The 18555-nt window shown below is 67.0% G+C and carries 19 protein-coding genes; 11 read left to right on the top strand and 8 right to left on the bottom strand.

Features of this window, described 5'->3' with window-relative positions; genetic code table 11:
- The first annotated feature begins 72 nt into the window (after positions 1-72).
- From ldcA to DIE02_RS00895, 9 genes are all read left to right on the top strand, one after another.
- Positions 73-1011 (top strand): muramoyltetrapeptide carboxypeptidase, encoded by a 939-nt coding sequence (gene ldcA / locus DIE02_RS00935; protein ID WP_124486208.1) that lies wholly within the window; start codon positions 73-75, stop codon positions 1009-1011.
- A gap of 308 nt (positions 1012-1319) precedes the next feature.
- Positions 1320-2024: a GntR family transcriptional regulator gene (locus DIE02_RS00930; protein WP_044843742.1), complete on the top strand. Its 705-nt coding sequence runs from the start codon at positions 1320-1322 to the stop codon at positions 2022-2024.
- A 149-nt stretch (positions 2025-2173) separates the two neighbouring features.
- Positions 2174-3658, top strand: a complete 1485-nt coding sequence (locus tag DIE02_RS00925) for an NCS1 family nucleobase:cation symporter-1 (protein WP_124486209.1) — start codon at positions 2174-2176, stop codon at positions 3656-3658.
- A gap of 10 nt (positions 3659-3668) precedes the next feature.
- Positions 3669-4505, top strand: coding sequence for an aspartate/glutamate racemase family protein (locus DIE02_RS00920; RefSeq protein ID WP_124486210.1), 837 nt, complete (start codon positions 3669-3671; stop codon positions 4503-4505).
- Positions 4506-4655: 150 nt separating this feature from the next.
- Positions 4656-5609, top strand: coding sequence for an allantoinase PuuE (puuE, locus tag DIE02_RS00915; protein WP_124486211.1), 954 nt, complete (start codon positions 4656-4658; stop codon positions 5607-5609).
- On the top strand, positions 5606-6127 hold the full coding sequence (uraD, locus tag DIE02_RS00910) for a 2-oxo-4-hydroxy-4-carboxy-5-ureidoimidazoline decarboxylase (RefSeq protein WP_044843738.1): 522 nt from the start codon (positions 5606-5608) through the stop codon (positions 6125-6127). Before puuE ends, uraD begins: the two co-directional genes overlap by 4 nt.
- A 62-nt stretch (positions 6128-6189) precedes the next feature.
- Positions 6190-7203, top strand: a complete 1014-nt coding sequence (gene alc / locus DIE02_RS00905) for an allantoicase (RefSeq protein ID WP_124486212.1) — start codon at positions 6190-6192, stop codon at positions 7201-7203.
- The gene (locus DIE02_RS00900) at positions 7200-7712 is read left to right on the top strand and encodes an ureidoglycolate lyase (RefSeq protein WP_124486213.1); all 513 of its coding nucleotides are present in this window, start codon (positions 7200-7202) and stop codon (positions 7710-7712) included. Before alc ends, DIE02_RS00900 begins: the two co-directional genes overlap by 4 nt.
- 317 nt (positions 7713-8029) lie before the next feature.
- Complete coding sequence (locus tag DIE02_RS00895) at positions 8030-8440, top strand: ACT domain-containing protein (RefSeq protein WP_124486214.1); 411 nt, start codon at positions 8030-8032, stop codon at positions 8438-8440.
- Positions 8441-8539: 99 nt separating this feature from the next.
- Here the strand turns inward: DIE02_RS00895 and DIE02_RS00890 are convergent, their stop codons facing one another.
- Both DIE02_RS00890 and uraH read right to left on the bottom strand, forming a co-directional pair.
- Positions 8540-9733, bottom strand: coding sequence for a urate hydroxylase PuuD (locus DIE02_RS00890; protein WP_124486215.1), 1194 nt, complete (start codon positions 9731-9733; stop codon positions 8540-8542).
- Positions 9734-9786: 53 nt separating this feature from the next.
- The gene (gene uraH / locus DIE02_RS00885) at positions 9787-10140 is read right to left on the bottom strand and encodes a hydroxyisourate hydrolase (protein ID WP_011657188.1); all 354 of its coding nucleotides are present in this window, start codon (positions 10138-10140) and stop codon (positions 9787-9789) included.
- Between the two features lie 494 nt (positions 10141-10634).
- Between uraH and DIE02_RS00875 the strand changes: the two genes are divergently transcribed.
- Positions 10635-12053: an 8-oxoguanine deaminase gene (locus tag DIE02_RS00875; protein WP_124486216.1), complete on the top strand. Its 1419-nt coding sequence runs from the start codon at positions 10635-10637 to the stop codon at positions 12051-12053.
- 181 nt (positions 12054-12234) lie between these two features.
- On the opposite strand, the gene DIE02_RS00870 is transcribed toward DIE02_RS00875, so the two are convergent.
- Both DIE02_RS00870 and DIE02_RS00865 read right to left on the bottom strand, forming a co-directional pair.
- A complete protein-coding gene (locus DIE02_RS00870; protein WP_006762467.1) occupies positions 12235-13164 on the bottom strand; it encodes a LysR substrate-binding domain-containing protein in 930 nt (309 codons plus the stop codon).
- 245 nt (positions 13165-13409) lie between these two features.
- On the bottom strand, positions 13410-13619 hold the full coding sequence (locus tag DIE02_RS00865; RefSeq protein WP_006755984.1) for a dodecin: 210 nt from the start codon (positions 13617-13619) through the stop codon (positions 13410-13412).
- 137 nt (positions 13620-13756) lie between these two features.
- Between DIE02_RS00865 and DIE02_RS00860 the strand changes: the two genes are divergently transcribed.
- Positions 13757-14650 (top strand): NAD(P)-dependent oxidoreductase, encoded by an 894-nt coding sequence (locus tag DIE02_RS00860; RefSeq protein ID WP_044843795.1) that lies wholly within the window; start codon positions 13757-13759, stop codon positions 14648-14650.
- 77 nt (positions 14651-14727) lie between these two features.
- Here DIE02_RS00860 and DIE02_RS00855 read toward each other — a convergent pair whose 3' ends face one another.
- The 4 genes from DIE02_RS00855 to DIE02_RS00840 form a co-directional block, all read right to left on the bottom strand.
- On the bottom strand, positions 14728-15174 hold the full coding sequence (locus DIE02_RS00855) for a hypothetical protein (RefSeq protein ID WP_185500383.1): 447 nt from the start codon (positions 15172-15174) through the stop codon (positions 14728-14730).
- Positions 15175-15523: 349 nt separating this feature from the next.
- Positions 15524-15955 (bottom strand): large conductance mechanosensitive channel protein MscL, encoded by a 432-nt coding sequence (gene mscL, locus DIE02_RS00850; protein WP_006760677.1) that lies wholly within the window; start codon positions 15953-15955, stop codon positions 15524-15526.
- 232 nt (positions 15956-16187) lie between these two features.
- Positions 16188-17387 carry a tetratricopeptide repeat protein gene (locus DIE02_RS00845; RefSeq protein ID WP_124486217.1) on the bottom strand — a complete coding sequence of 400 codons (1200 nt, stop codon included), beginning with the start codon at positions 17385-17387 and terminating at the stop codon, positions 16188-16190.
- 82 nt (positions 17388-17469) lie between these two features.
- A complete protein-coding gene (locus tag DIE02_RS00840; protein ID WP_044843730.1) occupies positions 17470-18150 on the bottom strand; it encodes a PspA/IM30 family protein in 681 nt (226 codons plus the stop codon).
- Positions 18151-18555 lie beyond the last annotated feature (405 nt).

The raw sequence follows: 18555 nt of genomic DNA, 5'->3' as shown, positions 1-18555 counted from the left end.
GCCGCGCAGTTCCGTGAACCGGAGACGGTTCGGACCCTCTAAGCAGGTTTGACGATCCCGATATCTTTCGCCATGTCCTTCCAGCCCGCCGCGTCCTACACCATCCGCCTGCTGGCGCCGTCCGGTTATCCGCACGACCCCGATGCGATCAACCGCGCGCTCGAGCGCTTGAGCGGCGCGCAGCAGCGCATCGAGAACATCGAGGCGACGCAGCGTCGCTTTCAGCGCTTCGGCGGCACCGACGGCGAGCGGGCCGGCGACCTGAACCGTCTCGCGGATCCGGAGCGCGCGCTGCCGGATATCGCGCTCGCGGTGCGCGGCGGCTACGGCGCCGCGCGCATCCTGCACGGGCTCGACTATCGCGGGCTCGAGCGTCGGCTGCGCGACCAGCCGATCGCGCTCGTCGGCCACAGCGACTTCACCGCGATCCAGCTCGCGCTGTACGCGAAGGCGCGCATCAAGACCTTCGGCGGCCCGATGCTGTCGGCCGACTTCGGCGCGGAAACGCCGAGCGATTTCACGATGCAGCACTTCTGGCGGACGCTGTCGCAGCCGACCACGACGATCGTCACCGAGGCGCCGCAAGTGCAGACCGTGAACGTGACGGGGACGCTGTGGGGCGGCAACCTCGCGATCCTCACGTCGCTCGTCGGCACGCCGTACATGCCCGACATCGAGGGCGGCATCCTGTTCATCGAGGACGTGAACGAGCAGCCGTTCCGGATCGAACGGATGATCTACCAGCTGCACCTGTCGGGGCTGCTCGCGCGCCAGCAGGCGCTCGTGCTCGGCCAGTTCACGGGCGCGCGGCCGTTCGAGTACGACAACGGCTACGACATGCAGGCGATGATCGACCAGATGCGCGCGGTGATCGGCATTCCGGTCGTCACTGGGCTGCAGTTCGGTCACGTGCCCGACCTGCTGACGCTGCCGTTCGGCGCGCAGGCGCAGCTCGTCGCGAATGCGCACGGTTTCCGGCTCACGCTGTCGGACTATCCGCATCTCGGCTGAGGCCGGCAGGGACCATCGAAAGGCGGGGTTTCCCGCCTTTTTCTTTAAGTAAATGTGCAACTAACGGTCGGAAATTTCCATCGCCGCCGATCGGGTTGGTGTCATGGCGCGCACCATTTTTGTCAACAAAATGGCCGGGAGGGTATACACCGTGAGCCGCCATGGGCAAACGCGAGAGGCTTGTCGTGCCTGGATATCGGGCACAGCGCACCGCTCTGGCACAGGCCGATGCACACCGATTGTGCGCATTCTCCGAAAAGAATTGTTGACAATCTTTATGTCCGTCCTAGGATGAGGACCATCACACGATGCAGAACATGAACGACTCCGCTACCCATCCGTCCGGCGCCGCCGGTCCCGAAGCGATCGCCGAGCGGATCCGCACCGCGATCCTCGAGCATCGGCTCGCGCCCGGCGCGAAGCTGACGGAGGCGCAGCTCTGCGACGTGTTCGGCGTGAAGCGTGGGACGATCCGCCAGGCACTTTCGCAGCTCGCCGCCGACAAGCTGGTCGATCTCGAGCCGAACCGCGGTGCGTTCGTCGCGAGCCCGACGCTGCAGGATGTGCACGAGGTGTTCGAGATGCGCCGGATCATCGAGCTGGCCGTCGTCGAGCGGCTCGCGACGGGGCCGGGCGCGAAGCGGTTGAAGGGCGTCGCCGCGCTGATCGACAAGGAACGCAAGGCGTTCGAGCGGCACGACTTCGCGGCGTGGATCCGCCTGTCGGGCGAATTCCATACGGCGCTCGCGGCGCTGACGGGCAACGCGACGCTCTGCGAGTGCCTCGACGGGCTCGTCGCACGCTCGACGCTGATGTCGGCGCTGTACGAATCGCACGGGCGCAGCCCGTGCTCGTGCGACGACCATGACGAGATCCTGACCGCGCTGGAAGCGGGCGATTCGAAGCGGGCGGTGACGCTGATGGCGCACCACCTGCAGCATGTCGAACTGAAGATGCTGGACCGGCCCGCGCAAGGGCAGGTCGATTTGCGCGAAGTGTTCGGCGGCGCCTGAGCGGCGACGCGAACCCGGCCGCGCGCCACACGACGAGAGCAATGCAGGCCGGCGGTTCGTGCCGCCGGCCGCCAGTCCGACTCCGGACGACGATCCGGAGCGATATCGATGACGGTGGAGCGGCTGCCAGGCCGCGTCAAGGAGAAGTCATGGCTCAGTTCAGTGTGGCGCACGACAGTGCGTATCCGGCGGAAGAAGGCGGCGAGGGCGGTGGCCCCGTGTTGCCGGACGGTTACAGCGAACGTTTGTACAACGAAGATTTGGCACCACTAAAGAATCAGACGTGGGGCTCGTACAATATCTTCGCGTTCTGGATGTCGGACGTGCACAGCGTCGGCGGCTACGTGTTCGCGGGCAGCCTGTTCGCGCTCGGGCTGACGAGCTGGCAGGTGCTGATCGCGCTGATCGTCGGCATCACGATCGTGAACCGGCTGTGCAACCTCATCGCGCGGCCGAGCCAGCAGATCGGCGTGCCGTATCCGGTCGCGTGCCGCGCGACCTTCGGGGTGCTCGGCGCGAACGTACCGGCCGTGATCCGCGGGCTGATCGCGATCGCGTGGTACGGCATCCAGACCTATCTCGCGTCCAGCGCACTCGTGATCGTCGTGCTGAAGTTCTTTCCGCAATGGCTGCCGTACGCGGACGTCCACCGCTACGGCTTCCTCGGGCTGTCGGCGGTCGGCTGGGCCGGCTTCATGCTGCTGTGGGTGCTGCAGGCGCTCGTGTTCTGGAACGGGATGGAGACGATCAAGAAGTTCATCGACTTCGCGGGCCCGGCCGTCTACGTCGTGATGTTCATCCTGGCCGGCTACATGGTGTGGCGCGCGGGCTGGCGCAACATCGGCCTCAACCTCGGCGGCGTCAAGTATCACGGCGCGGAAGTGATTCCGGTGATGATCACGGCCGTGTCGCTCGTCGTGTCGTACTTCTCCGGGCCGATGCTCAATTTCGGCGACTTCTCGCGCTATTGCCGCTCGTTCGGCGACGTGAAGCGCGGCAACTTCTGGGGGCTGCCGGTCAACTTCCTCGCGTTCTCGCTCGTCACGGTGATCACCACCGCCGCGACGCTGCCGGTGTTCGGCGAACTGATCACCGACCCCGTCGAGACGGTCGGCCGCATCGACCATCCGACCGCGGTGATCCTCGGCGCGCTGACCTTCACGATCGCGACGATCGGCATCAACATCGTCGCGAACTTCGTGTCGCCCGCGTTCGACTTCTCGAACGTCGCGCCGCGGCTGATCAGCTGGCGCGCGGGCGGGATGCTCGCGGCCGTCGCGTCGATCTTCATCACGCCGTGGAACCTGTTCAACAACCCGGCCGTGATCCACTACACGCTCGACGTGCTCGGCGCGTTCATCGGCCCGTTGTACGGCGTGCTGATCGCCGACTTCTACCTCGTCAAGCGCGGCCGGCTCGTGCGCGACGACTTGTACACGATGTCGGAGCGCGGCACCTACTGGTACACCGGCGGCGTGAACCGCCGCGCGCTCGCCGCGCTGCTGCCGGCCGCGGTGATCGCCGTCGTCTGCGTGATGGTGCCGGGCTGGCAGGCCGCCGCGAACTTCTCGTGGTTCATCGGCGCGGGGCTCGGCTTCGTGTTCTACCGGCTGCTCGCGAGCACGAAGGCCTGAGGAGCGCGCGATGAAGATCAAGCTGATCAATCCGAACACGACGCAGCGGATGACCGACGCGATGGGCCGCTGCGCGCGCGAAGTCGCGGCGGCAGGCACCGAGATCGTCGCGGTGAGCCCGCCGATGGGGCCGCCGTCGATCGAAGGCTATTACGACGAAGCGCTCGCGACGCCCGGGCTGCTCGCCGAGATCGCGCAGGGCGAGCGTGACGGCTGCGATGCGTACGTGATCGCGTGTTTCGGCGATCCGGGGCTGTATGCGGCGCGCGAACTCGCGCGCGGGCCGGTGATCGGGATCGCCGAGGCGGCGATGCACGCGGCGAGCGTGCTCGCGCCGGGCTTCTCGGTCGTCACGACGCTCGCGCGCACTTGCGGGATGGCATGGCATCTCGCCGAGCGCTACGGGATGAAGCGGTTCTGCCGCAACGTGCGGGCGACCGACGTCGCGGTGCTCGAGCTCGACCGGCCCGGTTCGGCCGCGCGGCGGATCATCGTCGACGAATGCCGGCGCGCGCTCGACGAGGACGGTGCCGACGCGATCGTCCTCGGCTGTGCCGGGATGGCCGAATTCGCGCACGAGATCGAGCAGCAGATCGGCGCGCCGGTCGTGGAAGGTGTCACGGCAGCCGTCAAGTGGGCCGAGGCGCTCGTCGCGCTGCGCCTCGCGACCGCGAAGCGCGGCGACTATGCGCGGCCGCTGCCGAAGCGCTACGACGGCGAATTCGCGCATTTCAGCCCGCCGGAGGGCGCCTCGTCGGCCACGCCGGCCGCCGCCGGGGCGCGCAGCGGAAGCGCCGCACCGGAACCGGTCCCGACTTTGCCGCAACCGCACATACACGCCGTCTGACCTGCACTATCTGCGCCGCTGTATGGGCGCGTATGAACCTTTTCGCTACACTGGGCCGTCATCGCATCGGCCCGTGCGGCCGGCCTCCGGCACCCGCGCGGGTCGATGCGAACCCATTATTTCAGCACGCTTTCGCGGCACTTCGAACCCATGTCACTCGATCCCAACTATCCTCGCGACCTGATCGGCTACGGCCGCCATCCCGTGCAGGCGAACTGGCCCGGGCGCGCCCGCGTCGCCGTGCAATTCGTCCTGAACTACGAGGAGGGCGGCGAGAATTGCGTGCTGCACGGCGATCCGGGCTCCGAGCAGTTCCTGTCCGAAATCGTCGGCGCGGCCGCCTATCCGGACCGCCACATGAGCATGGAGTCGATCTACGAGTACGGTTCGCGTGCGGGCGTGTGGCGCATTCTGCGCGAATTCGAGAAGCGCGGGCTGCCGCTGACGGTGTTCGGCGTCGGCATGGCGATCGAGCGTCATCCGGAACTCGCGCGTGCCTTCGTCGAGCTCGGCCATGAGATCGCGTGCCACGGCTGGCGCTGGATCCACTACCAGAGCATGACGCCCGAGCTCGAGGCCGAGCACATGCGCCTCGGGATGGAAGCGATCGAGCGCGTGACGGGCGAGCGTCCGCTCGGCTGGTACACCGGCCGCGACAGCCCGAACACGCACCGCCTCGTCGCGGAATACGGCGGGTTCCTGTACGACTCCGACAACTACGGCGACGACCTGCCGTTCTGGATGGATGTCGAGGTGTCGGGCGGCAGCACGTCGCCGCAGCTGATCGTTCCGTACACGCTCGATACGAACGACATGCGCTTCGCGACGCCGCAGGGCTTCAACACCGGCGACCACTTCTTCGAGTACCTGCGTGACGCGTTCGACGTGCTGTACGCGGAGGGCGACGACGCGCCGAAGATGCTGTCGATCGGCATGCACTGCCGGCTGCTCGGCCGGCCGGGGCGTTTCCGCGGGCTGCAGCGTTTCCTCGATCACATCGAGAAGCACGATCGCGTATGGGTGACGCGGCGTGTCGATATCGCGCGTCATTGGCGCGCACATCATCCGTACCAGCCCAGTCATCGAAACGAAGGGAAAGCATGAAGGCGATGCGTTACACGTTGGAGCAACTGAACACGATGGCGCCGAGCGCATTCGTCGCGGCGCTGTCGGGGATCTTCGAACATTCGCCGTGGGTGGCCGAGGTCGCGGCGGGCAAGCGGCCGTTCGCGAGCATCGACGCGCTGCACGAGACGATGTCGAACGCGGTGGAGACGGGCGGCGAAGTCCGCCAGCTCGCACTGATCAATGCCCACCCGGAGCTTGCCGGCAAGGCTGCCGTGCGCGGCGAGCTGACGGCCGAGTCGACGCGCGAGCAGAGCGGCGCGGGTCTCGACCAGTGCACGCAGGAAGAGTTCGACAAGCTGCTGACGCTGAACCGCACGTATCGCGAGAAGTTCGGTTTCCCGTTCATCCTCGCGGTGCGCGGCTATGACCGGCACGGCATCATCGCGAACTTCGAGTCGCGCGTGAATCATTCGCGCACCGAGGAACTGCGCGCGAGCCTCGACCAGATCTACCGGATCGCGCGTTTCCGCCTCGACGACCTGATCGACGCCTGACACCTCACGACGGCCTGCTGCGTCGCAGCGGCCTGATCGCATCACTGAAACAAGGAAACATCATGGCTGTTCCGCTTCTCGATCCCGACGCACCCGACTTCACGCGGCGCTACGTGAACCTCGCCGACCCGCGTCTCGGTGCGCAGGCGCTCGAGGCCAGCGACGACTTCTTCGCGCCGAAGGAGCGGATGCTGAACCCCGAGCCGGCCGTTTTCATTCCCGGCAAGTACGACGACCACGGCAAGTGGATGGACGGCTGGGAGACGCGCCGCAAGCGCACGACGGGCTACGACTGGTGCATCGTCAAGCTCGCGCGTCCGGGCGTGATCAAGGGCTTCGACATCGACACGAGCCACTTCACCGGCAACTTCCCGCCGGCCGCGTCGATCGAGGCCGCGTACGTGGCCGACGGCGCGCCGACGCACGCGACCGAATGGGTCGAGATCGTGCCGTCGACGACGCTGCAAGGCAACAGCCATCACTACGTCGCGGCGAGCGACGCGCGCGCGTTCACGCACCTGCGCGTGAACATCTATCCGGACGGCGGCATCGCGCGCCTGCGCGTGTACGGCCAGCCGCAGCTCGACTGGGCCGGCGCCAGCGCGACCGAGCAGTTCGACCTCGCGGCGATGGAGAACGGCGGCTACGTGGTGGCGGCGAACAACCAGCACTTCGGCGTCGCGTCGAACCTGCTGCTGCCGGGCCGCGGCGTGAACATGGGCGACGGTTGGGAAACCCGCCGTCGCCGCGAGCCGGGCAACGACTGGGCGATCATCGCGCTCGCGCAGCCGGGCGTGATCCGCAAGATCGAAGTCGACACCGCGTTCTTCAAGGGCAACTATCCGGATCGCTGCTCGATCCAGGCCGCATACGTGTCGGGCGGCACCGACAGCTCGCTGATCACGCAGTCGATGTTCTGGCCGGTGCTGCTCGGCGAACAGAAGCTGCAGATGGACAAGCAGCACTATTTCGAACCCGAGATCGCATCGCTGGGCCCGGTGACCCACGTGCGCCTGAACATCATTCCGGACGGCGGCGTATCGCGCCTGCGTCTGTGGGGGACGCTCGACAAATGAAGACGCTCGCAATCGAACCGCTGACCAAGGAAGCTTTCGCGGCGTTCGGCGACGTGATCGAAACCGAAGGCGCGAAGCAGATTCCGATCAATCTCGGCACGACGATCCGCTTTCACGATCTTGCGAAGGTCGACGTGAGCGACGAAGACGGCCGCACGCTCGTCAACCTGTTCCGCGGCCAGCCGCGCACGCTGCCGTTCGAGGTGAAGATGCTCGAGCGCCATCCGCTCGGCAGCCAGGCGTTCGTGCCGCTGAACGACCAGCCGTATCTCGTCGTCGTCGCGCCGGCCGGCGATCTCGATCCGTCGAAGATCCGCGCGTTTGTGACGAGCGGCTGGCAGGGCGTCAATTATGCGAAGGGCGTGTGGCATCACCCGCTGATCGCGCTGGGCGGCGTCAGCGACTTCATCGTCGTCGATCGCGGCGGTGACGGGCTGAACCTGAACGAGCAGGACCTGCCGGAATCGCTGTGGCTCACCGAGGACGCGCTGGACGCTGTGACGGCCTGAGCGGCAGTTCGGCCCCGCCTGTCGAAGCAACCCGCGCGACCTGCGCGGGTTTTTTTATGCGCGCCGCGCGCGTCATGGCGCGACGAGCCGTGCGTGCTCGTACGCACGATGCGGCAGCGCGACGAACGGCGTCGCATCGGGGCGTGTCGCCGAGCCGAGCCGAGCCGTGCCGTGCATCGTCGCGTCGCGCGGCCCGGCTCGCGGACGACGTCGCGCTGACGCGGACGTGACGTTGCAGGGGCGTCGAGGCGGCCGGTCGCGTGCTATCGTGCCCGCATCGCCACCGCCCGACGTCCGGTTCCGGACGCGTTCCCCCGATGAGCCAACCTGAAAACGACCTCACGATACTGCTGCGCACGCTGCAGCCCGAACTGCATCGCGGTGCGTTCGCATTCGTCGCACTGCCGGCCGCTACGGAAATATCGTTATCCGAAACGATCGCGATCTTTCGCGAAGCGGAAGGCGTGACGGTCGTGGTCGACGAGGCGACGGCCGCGCGTCGCGGCTGGCCCGTGCTGTTCCGCGCCGCATGGATCACGCTGACCGTGCATTCGGATCTTGCCGCGGTCGGCCTGACGGCCGCGTTCGCGCGGGCATTGGGTGAGGCCGGCATCAGCTGCAACGTGATGGCCGCCGCGTATCACGATCACATCTTCGTGCCGTTCGACGACGGCCCGCGCGCGCTCGATGCGCTCGTCGCGCTGCAGCGCGACGCGATGCGCGGCTAGCGTACGACGCGCATTCCGCGCACGCAAAAAAACGGGCCCGTTGCCGGGCCCGCGAACGGAGAGGATCGCGCCGGCAATTGATAGCCGGCGCACCGCGGCTTACTTGACCGCGCCACCCTCGAACCAGGCTGCGAGCTTCACGCGCTCGTCGTCGGTCATGTGCGTGACGTTGCCGATCGGCATCGCCTTCAGGCGCACGGCCTGTTCGTAGATGCGTTGCGCGTTCTTCGACACTTCGTCCGGCGTGTCGAACATCACGCCGGCGGGCGCGCTGCCCATCAGCGTGGGCTTGGCCGAGTGGCACTCGACGCAGCGCTGCTGCAGGATCGGCATGACGTCGTTGATCACGATCTTCGGTGCGTTCGCCGCTTGTGCTTCCGGTGCGACCGGCTTCGGCATCGTCCACACCAGCGCGCCCGACAGCAGCGCGACGCCGCCGATCGGCAGGTACCACAGCTGCTTGCCGCGGTGACGCATCACGAAGAACTGACGGATCAGCGCGCCGGCCAGCATGATGAGCACGAGCACGACCCAGTTGAACTTGTTCGTGTACGTCATCGCATAGTGGTTCGACAGCATCGCGAACACGACCGGCAGCGTGAAGTACGTGTTGTGCACCGAGCGCTGCTTGCCGCGCTTGCCGTAGATCGGGTTCGGCTCCTCGCCCTTGAGCATCTTGTCGACCATCTTGCGCTGGCCGGGGATGATCACGAAGAACACGTTCGCCGACATGATCGTCGCGAGCATCGCGCCGACGATCAGGTATGCCGCACGGCCCGAGAAGATGTGGCACGCGAGGTACGCGGCGACGACGACGTAGAGGCCGACGCAGATGCCCAGCACGCGATCGTTGGTGCCGAGGATGCGGCACAGCGTGTCGTAGACGATCCAGCCGGCCGCGAGAAAGCCGAGCGCGGACGCGACGGCGACCACCGGGCCCATGTCGAGCACGCTCTTGTCGATCAGGTAGGTGTTCGGCGCGAGCAGGTACAGCACGAAGAACAGCGAGAAGCCCGACAGCCAGGTCGTGTACGACGGCCACTTCGACCAGTGCAGGTCATCCGGCATTTCGGGCGGGGCGACCGTGTACTTCTGCATGTTGTAGAAACCGCCGCCATGGACGTGCCACAGTTCGCCGAACACGCCGCGCTTGCGCTGGTTCGCGTCGGTCGGCGGTTTCAGGCTGTTGTCGAGCGCGACGAAATAGAAGGACTCGCCGATCCACGCAATGGCGACGATGACGTGCAGCCATCGCAGCGCGAGGTTCAGCCAGTCGGTGATGAAGCCTTCCATGAAACTCCTCCAGACTCAGATCGTTGTCTTTGATGCGGGCGCCGATGCGTGTGTCAGCTGCCGCGATAGGTGCTGTACGACCACGGCGACACGAGCAGCGGCACGTGGTAGTGCGATGCGGTGTCGGCGATGCCGAAGCGCAGCACGACGCGGTCGACGAAGCGCGGTTCGGGCACCTTCACGCCGAGCGACGCGAAGTAGTCGCCGGCATGGAACACGAGTTCGTATTCGCCGGCGGCGAGCGCGGCACCTTCGAGCAGGGGTTCGTCGCAGCGGCCGTCGCTATTGGTCAGCACGGTCTTGATCGCGCGGCGCGATTCGCCGTCCAGCGCGTAGAGGTCCACCTTGATGGCGGCGCCGGGACGGCCGTGCGCCGTATCGAGTACGTGGGTAGTGAGCTTTCCCATTCGCAATTGTCCTTGTGTGAATGCGAGGTTCGGCGGCGACTCGATCCATGACTGTGCGGCGGATCGAGGCTCCACGTCACGTGGCTACATACCCGTCGGCGAGATTGAAGCGAGCGCCGTGCAGGCATTGTAAAAAGGTTCCCCGCGCAAATACGGGCGCGATATCAAAGATAATGCGCCGCGCATGAACCGCTGTCGACGGCGGGAAAAAACCCGCCGCGCCGCGCGCGGCGGGCCGCTGCACGGCCCACGCGCGTACCATATCGAAACCGTGAAGCGCAGTATTCGGCGTCGCGCATTGTGCGGCGCGCGCGCATCGGCGATCCTCCCGCCGTGCGCGTCGGCCCGGCGGCCGGGGCGCACCCCGAAGACGGCGAGCACGCCGGGTAACCGGGCCAGGGCGTTCGAACGGACGCAGGCACCGGGGCGTGCCGCGAATCAGCGTTCGAACGGCTTTGCGACCGCCCGAAAGGGCTGACCGACGCGGAGAACGCATGAATCCCGAGCAGCACCCCGGCGCGCACGCACGCGCGCCGCACCCATCCTCATCCCGCCCGACGACCCTGCTGGTCAAACACGCCGACGTGCTCGTGACCATGGACGACACGCGCCGCGAACTGCGCGACGCGGGGCTCTATATCGAAGACAACCGGATCGTCGCGGTCGGCCCGAGCGCCGAGTTGCCCGATACTGCGGACGAAGTGCTCGACCTGCGCGGCCACCTCGTGATCCCGGGGCTCGTGAACACGCACCATCACATGTACCAGAGCCTCACGCGCGCGGTGCCGGCCGCGCAGAACGCGGAGCTGTTCGGCTGGCTCACGAACCTGTACCGGATCTGGGCGCACCTGACGCCCGAGATGATCGAGGTGTCGACGCTGACCGCGATGGCCGAGCTGCTGCAGTCAGGCTGCACGACGTCGAGCGACCATCTGTACATCTATCCGAACGGCAGCCGGCTCGACGACAGCATCGGCGCCGCGCAGCGGATCGGCATGCGCTTTCACGCGAGCCGCGGCGCGATGAGCGTCGGCCAGCGCGACGGCGGGCTGCCGCCCGATTCGGTCGTCGAGCGCGAGCCCGACATCCTGCGCGATGCGCAGCGCCTGATCGAGACCTATCACGACGACGGCCGCTACGCGATGCTGCGGGTGGTCGTCGCGCCGTGCTCGCCGTTCTCGGTGAGCCGCGGCCTGATGCGCGACGCGGCCGTGCTGGCGCGCGACTACGGCGTGTCGCTCCACACGCACCTGGCCGAGAACGTCAACGACATCGCGTACAGCCGCGAGAAGTTCGGGATGACGCCTGCCGAATACGCGGAAGATCTCGGCTGGGTCGGCCACGACGTGTGGCACGCGCACTGCGTGCAGCTCGACGATGCGGGGATCGGCCTGTTCGCGCGCACCGGCACCGGCGTCGCGCACTGTCCGTGTTCGAACATGCGGCTCGCGTCGGGCATCGCGCCGGTGCGGAAGATGCGTCTGGCGGGCGTGCCGGTCGGCCTCGGTGTCGACGGTTCCGCGTCGAACGACGGCGCGCAGATGGTCGCGGAAGTGCGGCAGGCGCTGCTGCTGCAGCGGGTCGGTTTCGGGCCCGATGCGATGACCGCGCGCGAAGCGCTCGAGATCGCGACGCTGGGCGGCGCGAAGGTGCTGAACCGCGATGACATCGGCGCGCTGAAGCCCGGCATGGCCGCGGACTTCGCCGCGTTCGACCTGCGCCAGCCGCTGTTCGCGGGCGCGCTGCACGATCCGGTCGCGGCGCTCGTGTTCTGCGCGCCGTCGCAGACGGCGTACACGGTGGTGAACGGGAAGGTGGTGGTGCGGGAAGGGCGGCTCGCGACGCTCGACCTGCCGCCCGTCATCGAGCGCCACAACGCGCTGGCGCAGGCACTCGTGGAGGCGTCGCGCTGACCGCGTCGACGTGAGGTGAAGGCCGCGCCCGCACGCCGCGGATCGGGCGCGCGGCCGTGGCTACGGCTGAGGCTGAGGCTGAGGCTGAGGCTGAGGCTGAGGCTGAAGCCGCCAAGCGCCGCGCCGCGCGTCACCCCGGCCCACCCCGCAACGGCGTGGCCGGCGCGCGCGTCGCATGCGCTTACGCCTCGATCAGCGTGCGGGTCGCTTCGGCGACGAGGCTGCGCAGCCAGCGCACTTCGTCGGAGTAGTGGCAGCGTTCGTGCCACAGCTGGTAATACTGCATCGGCGGGAAGTCGAGCGGTGCCGGCACGACCGACAGCGGCAGGAACTTCGCGTAGTGATCGGCGAACAGGCGCGTCGTCGTGAAGATCAGGTCGGACTTCACCAGCACGTACGGTGCGAGGTTGAAGTACGGCAGCGTGACGACCACGTGACGCTTGAGCCGTTCGCGTGCGAGATGCACGTCGATCGCGCCGCGCTGGCCGACCGAGTACGGCGTCGGCGCGAGATGCGGCGCGTTCAGGTACTGGTCGAGCGTGAGCCCGCCGCGCTTCGCGAACGGGTGCGTGTTGCTCATCAGGCAGACGATTTCGTCGACGAACAGGTTCGACAGGTGCAGCTGCTCGGGCGGCTCGGGCCAGTTGCCGACGACGATGTCGAGCTTGCCGTCTTCCAGCGCGAGCTCGTAATCGAACGCGGGGCCGAGCGAATGGAACTCGAGCGTCGCGTTCGGCGCCGCCTGGCGGAAGCGTTCGACGACGGTCGGCACGAACAGCACGTTCAGGTAGTCGGGGCAGCCGATCCGGTAGCAGCGGATCGACGTGGCCGGGTCGAAATTGTGCTGCTGGAACTTGATGCGCTCGATTTCACGCAGTGCGTTCTGCACCGGCTCGAGCAGGCGCAGCCCGTATTCGGTCGGGACCATGCCGGACTTGCCGCGCACCAGCAGCGGGTCGCCGGTGATGTCGCGCAGGCGCCGCAGCGCGGCGCTGATCGCCGGTTGCGACTGGTTCAGTTTGACGGCCGCGCGCGTGACGCTGCGCTCCATCAACAAGGTGTGCAAGACGCGCAAGAGGTACGTGTCGATCGCCTCGCGTTGCTGACTCATGATTTCTCCGGTTTATATGGCTGGGCTGATCGATGGGGGAGGTGGGTATATGGTTTTTAATATGAACTAAAGTCAGCGTCAAGAGATGGATACCCGCAGACACCCGTCGCCGGGCCTCGCCAAGCGGACTGAAGAGGGCCGAACGGGGAGCGGGTGAAGGGGGCGGAATGCGGGCGTGCGCGGTACCGCGCGGATGCGCATTGCACGCATCCGGTGGTCAGGGCACCGCGCGTGACACGCGTGCGTCAGTCGTCGATGCGCATGCCGACTTTCAGCGTGACCTGCCAGTGGATGACTTGGTCGCCTTCGATGTGGCCGCGCGTTTCGGTCACCTGGAACCAGTGCAGGTTGTGCAGCGTCTTGCCGGCTTTCGAGATCGCGTTGCGGATGGCGTCGTCGCACGATTGCCGCGACGAACCGGTCAGTTCGATCAGCTTGTAGACGTGGTCGCTCATGATGCGCTCCCTGGGATGTCGGTGTGTGTGCGGCCGGCGCAAGCGGCGGGCCCGAAGCGGCGCCGCGCGTGTCCGGCTTCTTGAGTGATAGGTATGATGGGCGGCAAGTGCAACCTCAATTGGAGACGAGGAAGATCGTGGAAGTCGGATTTTGCGGACCGGGATTGATGGGCGCGCCGATGATTCGGCATTTGCTGGCGGCGGGCCACCGGGTCAGCGTATGGAACCGCACGCGCGGCAAGGCCGAGGCGCTTGAAAAGGACGGTGCGCAGGTGGTCGACACGCCGCGCGAACTGGCCGAGCGCGTCGACACGGTGTTCGTGTGCGTGCTCGACGGCCGTGCGGTCGGCGACGTCGCGTTCGGCGAGCACGGGCTGTTTGCCGGCGATGCGCATGCACGCCGCCTGAAGCGCATCGTCGATCACTCGAGCATTCCGCCTGCCGCGACGCGCGACTACGCGGCGCGTGCCGCCGCGCTCGGCGTCGGCTGGATCGATGCGCCGGTGTCGGGCGGCGTGCCCGGCGCGCAGGCCGGCACGCTTGCGGTGATGGCGGGCGGCGGCGCCGCCGACCTCGCTGCGGTGCGACCGCTGATCGATACCTACGCGTCGCGCGTCACGCACATGGGCGACGCTGGCGCGGGCCAGACCGCGAAGCTGTGCAACCAGGCGATCGTCACCGCGACGGTGACCGCGATCGCGGAAGCCGTCGGCCTGGCCCAGGCGAGCGGCATCGACGCCGCGCGTCTGGCCGACGCGCTGGCGGGCGGCTGGGCCGATTCGGTGCTGCTGCAGACCTTCGTGCCGCGCATGACGTCAGGCGGTCACGCGCCGATCGGCGCGCTCAGCACGTTCCAGAAGGATGTCGATGCGATCGCCGACGCCGCGCGCGACACGGGCGCGGTGATGCCCGTATCGGCCACGGTGCAGCAGGTGCTGCGCCTGGGCGCCGCGCAGGGGCTTGCCGGCGCCGATTTCGCCGCGTTCATCGACATCGTCCGGCCCGGCAACGGGCGCGGGACGGCGCAGTGAGCGCGCCGCGACGCTGAAGCGGGAGGCCTGAATGGCCGATGGGCCGCCCGGAGGCGGCCCATCGTGTCGGTGTCGGTTCAGCCGAGGGAGCGCGGTGTCGTGTCGCCGGCGTTCTGGCGTCCGAGCCCGCCACGCAGGCTCGCTTTCGTGCCTGCACCAAATTCGGGCAGGATACGCGCGCGGGCGCGGCTCGCGAACACGAGGAAGCCGAAGCCGTTCGCCTCGTACCAGTACCCGCCGTTCTCGAGGCCGTCGAGCGGCTGTTCGAGTGCGTTGGCGATCGATTCGAGGCAGCGCTTGCGCAGTTCGGCGATGGCCGGATAGGGCGGCTGTGCGCCGCGCACGCTGCACAGAAGCACGTCGAGGCCGGGTAGCACGTGCGCATAGAGGACGGGTTCGTCCTGCGCACGGGCGCGGGCAATCTTGGTGTCGAGCTGCGCGAACGGTTTCGAATGGCGCAATACCGCGAGGAAGGACTCCTGGCCATCCTGTTGCGCACGTCGACGTTTTTTCGGGAAGGACATAAACACTCGCCTGAAAAACAATTGCAAGAAATGCGGCACTTTCATGCGACCCACTCCCGGCTATGTACGCCGCATGTCGATCCTTTATAGCACACGAAAATGCTGCACTCCGCACTCGTGCGGTACGACGATCAATGTCTCCCGTCGACCCGCATGCCACGATGATCGACACAGCCAGCGTCTTGGCGCCCGTACTGTCGTTTAGTCTCCATCATAGACCTGCTTTTCCCGTGCGTGCATTCGTGCGTCACAAAAAAGTGAGATAGGCGCTCGCACGACGGTGCACGATGCGTGCCCATGAAAAAGGCCCGCACATGGCGGGCCCGGCAGTCGCAGCGTGGCGCGGTGCTCAGCGTTGCTTGAGCGAATCGCGGATCTCGCGCAGCAGCACGATGTCTTCCGGCGTCGCGGCCGGCGCCGCTTCTTCCGGCTTGCGCAGCTTGTTGATGAATTTCACCATCAGGAAGATGATGAACGCGAGGATCACGAAGTTGATCGCCACGGTGATGAACGAGCCGTAGCCGAATGCGGCGACGCCCGCGGCCTGCAGGTCCTTGAACGAATCGGGATTACCCTTGAACGTCGGGGGGATGGTGCCGAGCAGAACGAACTTGTTCGAGAAATCCAGACCGCCCGTCAGCACGCCGATGACCGGCATGATGAGGTCTTTCACGACCGAGTCGACGATCTTCGAGAACGCGCCGCCGATGATCACGCCGACGGCGAGATCCATCACGTTGCCTTTGACGGCGAACTCCTTGAATTCCTTGATTATGCTCATGAGCGGCTTTCTCCTGGTTGGGCGAGAGGAGGCGTGCCGCGACGCGCAGGGCTGCGAAGCGTCTGATGGGTCGGATCGGGGGCACGCCGATGGCCGCATGATAGCGAACGTGCCCCATTGTCGGTAGCCCATCTTGAAATGATTAACAAATCACCGGGCCGGCGCGAGTGGAAATGAAAGAAAGCGCGGGGGCGGGCGCGGCGCGATGCGTCGACGCCCGCGCGAGCCATGCTCAGGTGTTGTCGTCGGTCCAGCTGTCGTCGTTGCTGCCGAGATCGACGCCGCCGCCGCCATTGCCGTCGCTCCAGTTCGAATCGTCGCCGCGGCCGAGGTCGAAGCCCGGATCGTTGTTCTCCTGGCGCCGGCGCTGGTCGTCGACGATCACGTCGCGTTCGACTACGCGTTCGCGGCCGCCGGACATCGCTTCGCCGAGCAGCACGCCGGTTAGCAGCCCGCCCATTCCGCTGCCGAAACCGCCGCCTTGCTGAACCACGACGGGCGGCTGCTGTTGCGGATACGGTTGCGGCGGATACGGCTGTTGCGGGTACGGTTGCTGCTGATACGGCTGCCCTTGCATGCCGGTCACGCGATCGGCTTCCTGCGCATACACGGAGCCGCTGCCGTTCGCGGGCGCAGCGGGCGGCGCGCTCGGATCGGGGCGGCCTTCGACGCGCGCCTTCACGCTCGCATGCCGCTGTTCGAGTTCGTCGATGCGATACGGCGGCACCGGGTTCTTGCCGTTCGACAGCGCTTCGACGAGCGCGCGTGCATCGGTCTCGATGCCTTCGAGTTCGCTGGTGAGCGCGGCGGCCCCAGGCGCCGTCGACAGTTTCGCGTCGAGTTTCAGCGGACGGATGTCGTTCAGCACGTCGGTCGCGCGTTTCAACTGCGCGCGGCGTTCGTCGCCGGCACGGCTGTCGTCGGCCGAGCGTGCGCGCCGCAACGTCCAGCGCAGCACCAGCGCGATGACCGCGACGAGCAGCCCGAGGCCGATCCACATGCCGGTCGACGGACCGTGTTTCGCAACCAGCGCGGCAGGTGCGAGCGACGACTGCAACGAACCGGCCTGCGTGGCCGACGGTGCGTTGCCGCTCGCGCCGCTCACGCGCGCGGCGTCGGCGCGAATGCGCGATTCGGTCTGCGCGAAATGCGACGCGTCGGTGAAGCGCAGTTGCGGATCGAGCGACTTCGCCCGCTGCAGTTGCGCGAGCGCGTCGGACGCGCGGCCTTCGCGGTCCAGCACCTGTGCGTACAGATAGCGCGCATGCGCATTGTTCGGATGGGCGTCGATGACTTGCGACAGCTGCGTGTCGGCGCGCTGCCAGTCACGTTGCGCGATCGACTGCTCGACTTGCTGCAGCGACGGAACCGCAAAGGCGGCGGACGACAGCAGCATCAGCGAGAAGCCGAGTGCGGCGAGAGATTTCTTCATGGTCGAACCGGGCGCGGGCGCCCGTCTCCTGACGATCGGTGCGCGCCGCGCGCCCGGCGGGCCGCGGCGCGGTTGCCTGCCGTTACTGCGCGGGCGTGTCGAGCTGCTTCTTCAGCGCGGCGAGGCGGTCCTCGACCGACGGGCCCTTGTTCAGCGCGGCGAGCTTGTCGTCGAGCGCCTTGCCGCTCGACGTGTCGGCCGAATTCAGGCGGGCGTCCGAACGCGCATTCTGCAGCGCGACCTTGTCCTCGAGCTTCTGGAAGTCCTCGGACAGGTTCTTGCCGCCGATGCCGCCCAACGCGCTTGCCGCGACATCCTTCGCCTGCGCGATTTCCTGCTTGGCCTGCAGGATGTTCGAGCGTGCGTTCAGGTCGTTGCGGCGCTGACGCATGTCGGCGATCTGCCCCTTCAGCTTGTCGACCGACGGCTCGAGCGTCGTCAGCTCGGCCGCGAGCGCATCGCGCTCGGCTTCGGCGTTCGACTGCGCGGCGAGCGCCTCGCGTGCGAGCGCTTCGTCGCCCGCCTGCAGCGCGCGCTTCGCGCCGTCCTCGTACTTCTTCACCTTGTCGTCGGCCGCATCGCGCTTGCTGCGCTGGGTCGCGACTTGTGCCTCGATCTCGATCAGCGAATTCTCGGCACGGCCGATGCTGTCGTCGAGCTCCCGCACGATCTGCCGTGCGTCGCGCGACGGATCCTGTACCGAGTCGGCCGCATCGTTCAGCAGGCCTTTGATCGTGCGCGAAACAGAGTCGAAAAGCGACATGAAATCCTCCGTGGTTGAAAGGTGCCGCGTCGGCGGCAATGCCCGTTGCGAATCGGTTCCGATCCGCGTGAGCCGGCGGATATTACACCGCCGGCCCCTTAAATACGGCTTAAGCGCCGGAGTTCAAGCGCCGTGCGTGTGCAGGTTTCCACCTTTCGCATCTGAAAGAAACGCCGCGGCGCGCACCGGGTCGCGAGTCCATGATAGGCGGAGCATGGCGCCAATACGTTCCGCAATTCATGCTTGTGCGGGAATTTTTACAAAAAATCGCGAAGCCGATCGGTCGATTTCATTAAAATGCGCTGTCACGTCGCGGGAACGGATCGCCGCGCGGCGGGGTCTGTCGACGTGACAGTTGCCACGATGCACCCACTCTGATTCATCCGCTTGCATTTTCCGCATGCG

Source organism: Burkholderia sp. Bp8991 (assembly GCF_003853795.1).
Lineage (GTDB): Bacteria > Pseudomonadota > Gammaproteobacteria > Burkholderiales > Burkholderiaceae > Burkholderia.
Note: the sequence above shows the minus strand (reverse complement) of the source record. Positions and strands in the feature narration are given on the sequence as shown.

Excerpts from the sequence above, each read along its gene's own strand:
- DIE02_RS00895 (WP_124486214.1), top strand. The coding sequence starts at position 8,030 with ATGAGCCAACCTGAAAACGACCTCACGATACTGCTGCGCACGCTGCAG.
- DIE02_RS00865 (WP_006755984.1), bottom strand. The coding sequence starts at position 13,619 with ATGAGCGACCACGTCTACAAGCTGATCGAACTGACCGGTTCGTCGCGG.
- DIE02_RS00890 (WP_124486215.1), bottom strand. The coding sequence starts at position 9,733 with ATGGAAGGCTTCATCACCGACTGGCTGAACCTCGCGCTGCGATGGCTG.
- DIE02_RS00855 (WP_185500383.1), bottom strand. The coding sequence starts at position 15,174 with ATGTCCTTCCCGAAAAAACGTCGACGTGCGCAACAGGATGGCCAGGAG.
- DIE02_RS00870 (WP_006762467.1), bottom strand. The coding sequence starts at position 13,164 with ATGAGTCAGCAACGCGAGGCGATCGACACGTACCTCTTGCGCGTCTTG.
- DIE02_RS00925 (WP_124486209.1), top strand. The coding sequence starts at position 2,174 with ATGGCTCAGTTCAGTGTGGCGCACGACAGTGCGTATCCGGCGGAAGAA.
- DIE02_RS00900 (WP_124486213.1), top strand. The coding sequence starts at position 7,200 with ATGAAGACGCTCGCAATCGAACCGCTGACCAAGGAAGCTTTCGCGGCG.
- ldcA (WP_124486208.1), top strand. The coding sequence starts at position 73 with ATGTCCTTCCAGCCCGCCGCGTCCTACACCATCCGCCTGCTGGCGCCG.
- DIE02_RS00845 (WP_124486217.1), bottom strand. The coding sequence starts at position 17,387 with ATGAAGAAATCTCTCGCCGCACTCGGCTTCTCGCTGATGCTGCTGTCG.
- DIE02_RS00930 (WP_044843742.1), top strand. The coding sequence starts at position 1,320 with ATGCAGAACATGAACGACTCCGCTACCCATCCGTCCGGCGCCGCCGGT.
- uraH (WP_011657188.1), bottom strand. The coding sequence starts at position 10,140 with ATGGGAAAGCTCACTACCCACGTACTCGATACGGCGCACGGCCGTCCC.
- DIE02_RS00920 (WP_124486210.1), top strand. The coding sequence starts at position 3,669 with ATGAAGATCAAGCTGATCAATCCGAACACGACGCAGCGGATGACCGAC.
- puuE (WP_124486211.1), top strand. The coding sequence starts at position 4,656 with ATGTCACTCGATCCCAACTATCCTCGCGACCTGATCGGCTACGGCCGC.
- mscL (WP_006760677.1), bottom strand. The coding sequence starts at position 15,955 with ATGAGCATAATCAAGGAATTCAAGGAGTTCGCCGTCAAAGGCAACGTG.
- DIE02_RS00875 (WP_124486216.1), top strand. The coding sequence starts at position 10,635 with ATGAATCCCGAGCAGCACCCCGGCGCGCACGCACGCGCGCCGCACCCA.
- alc (WP_124486212.1), top strand. The coding sequence starts at position 6,190 with ATGGCTGTTCCGCTTCTCGATCCCGACGCACCCGACTTCACGCGGCGC.
- uraD (WP_044843738.1), top strand. The coding sequence starts at position 5,606 with ATGAAGGCGATGCGTTACACGTTGGAGCAACTGAACACGATGGCGCCG.
- DIE02_RS00840 (WP_044843730.1), bottom strand. The coding sequence starts at position 18,150 with ATGTCGCTTTTCGACTCTGTTTCGCGCACGATCAAAGGCCTGCTGAAC.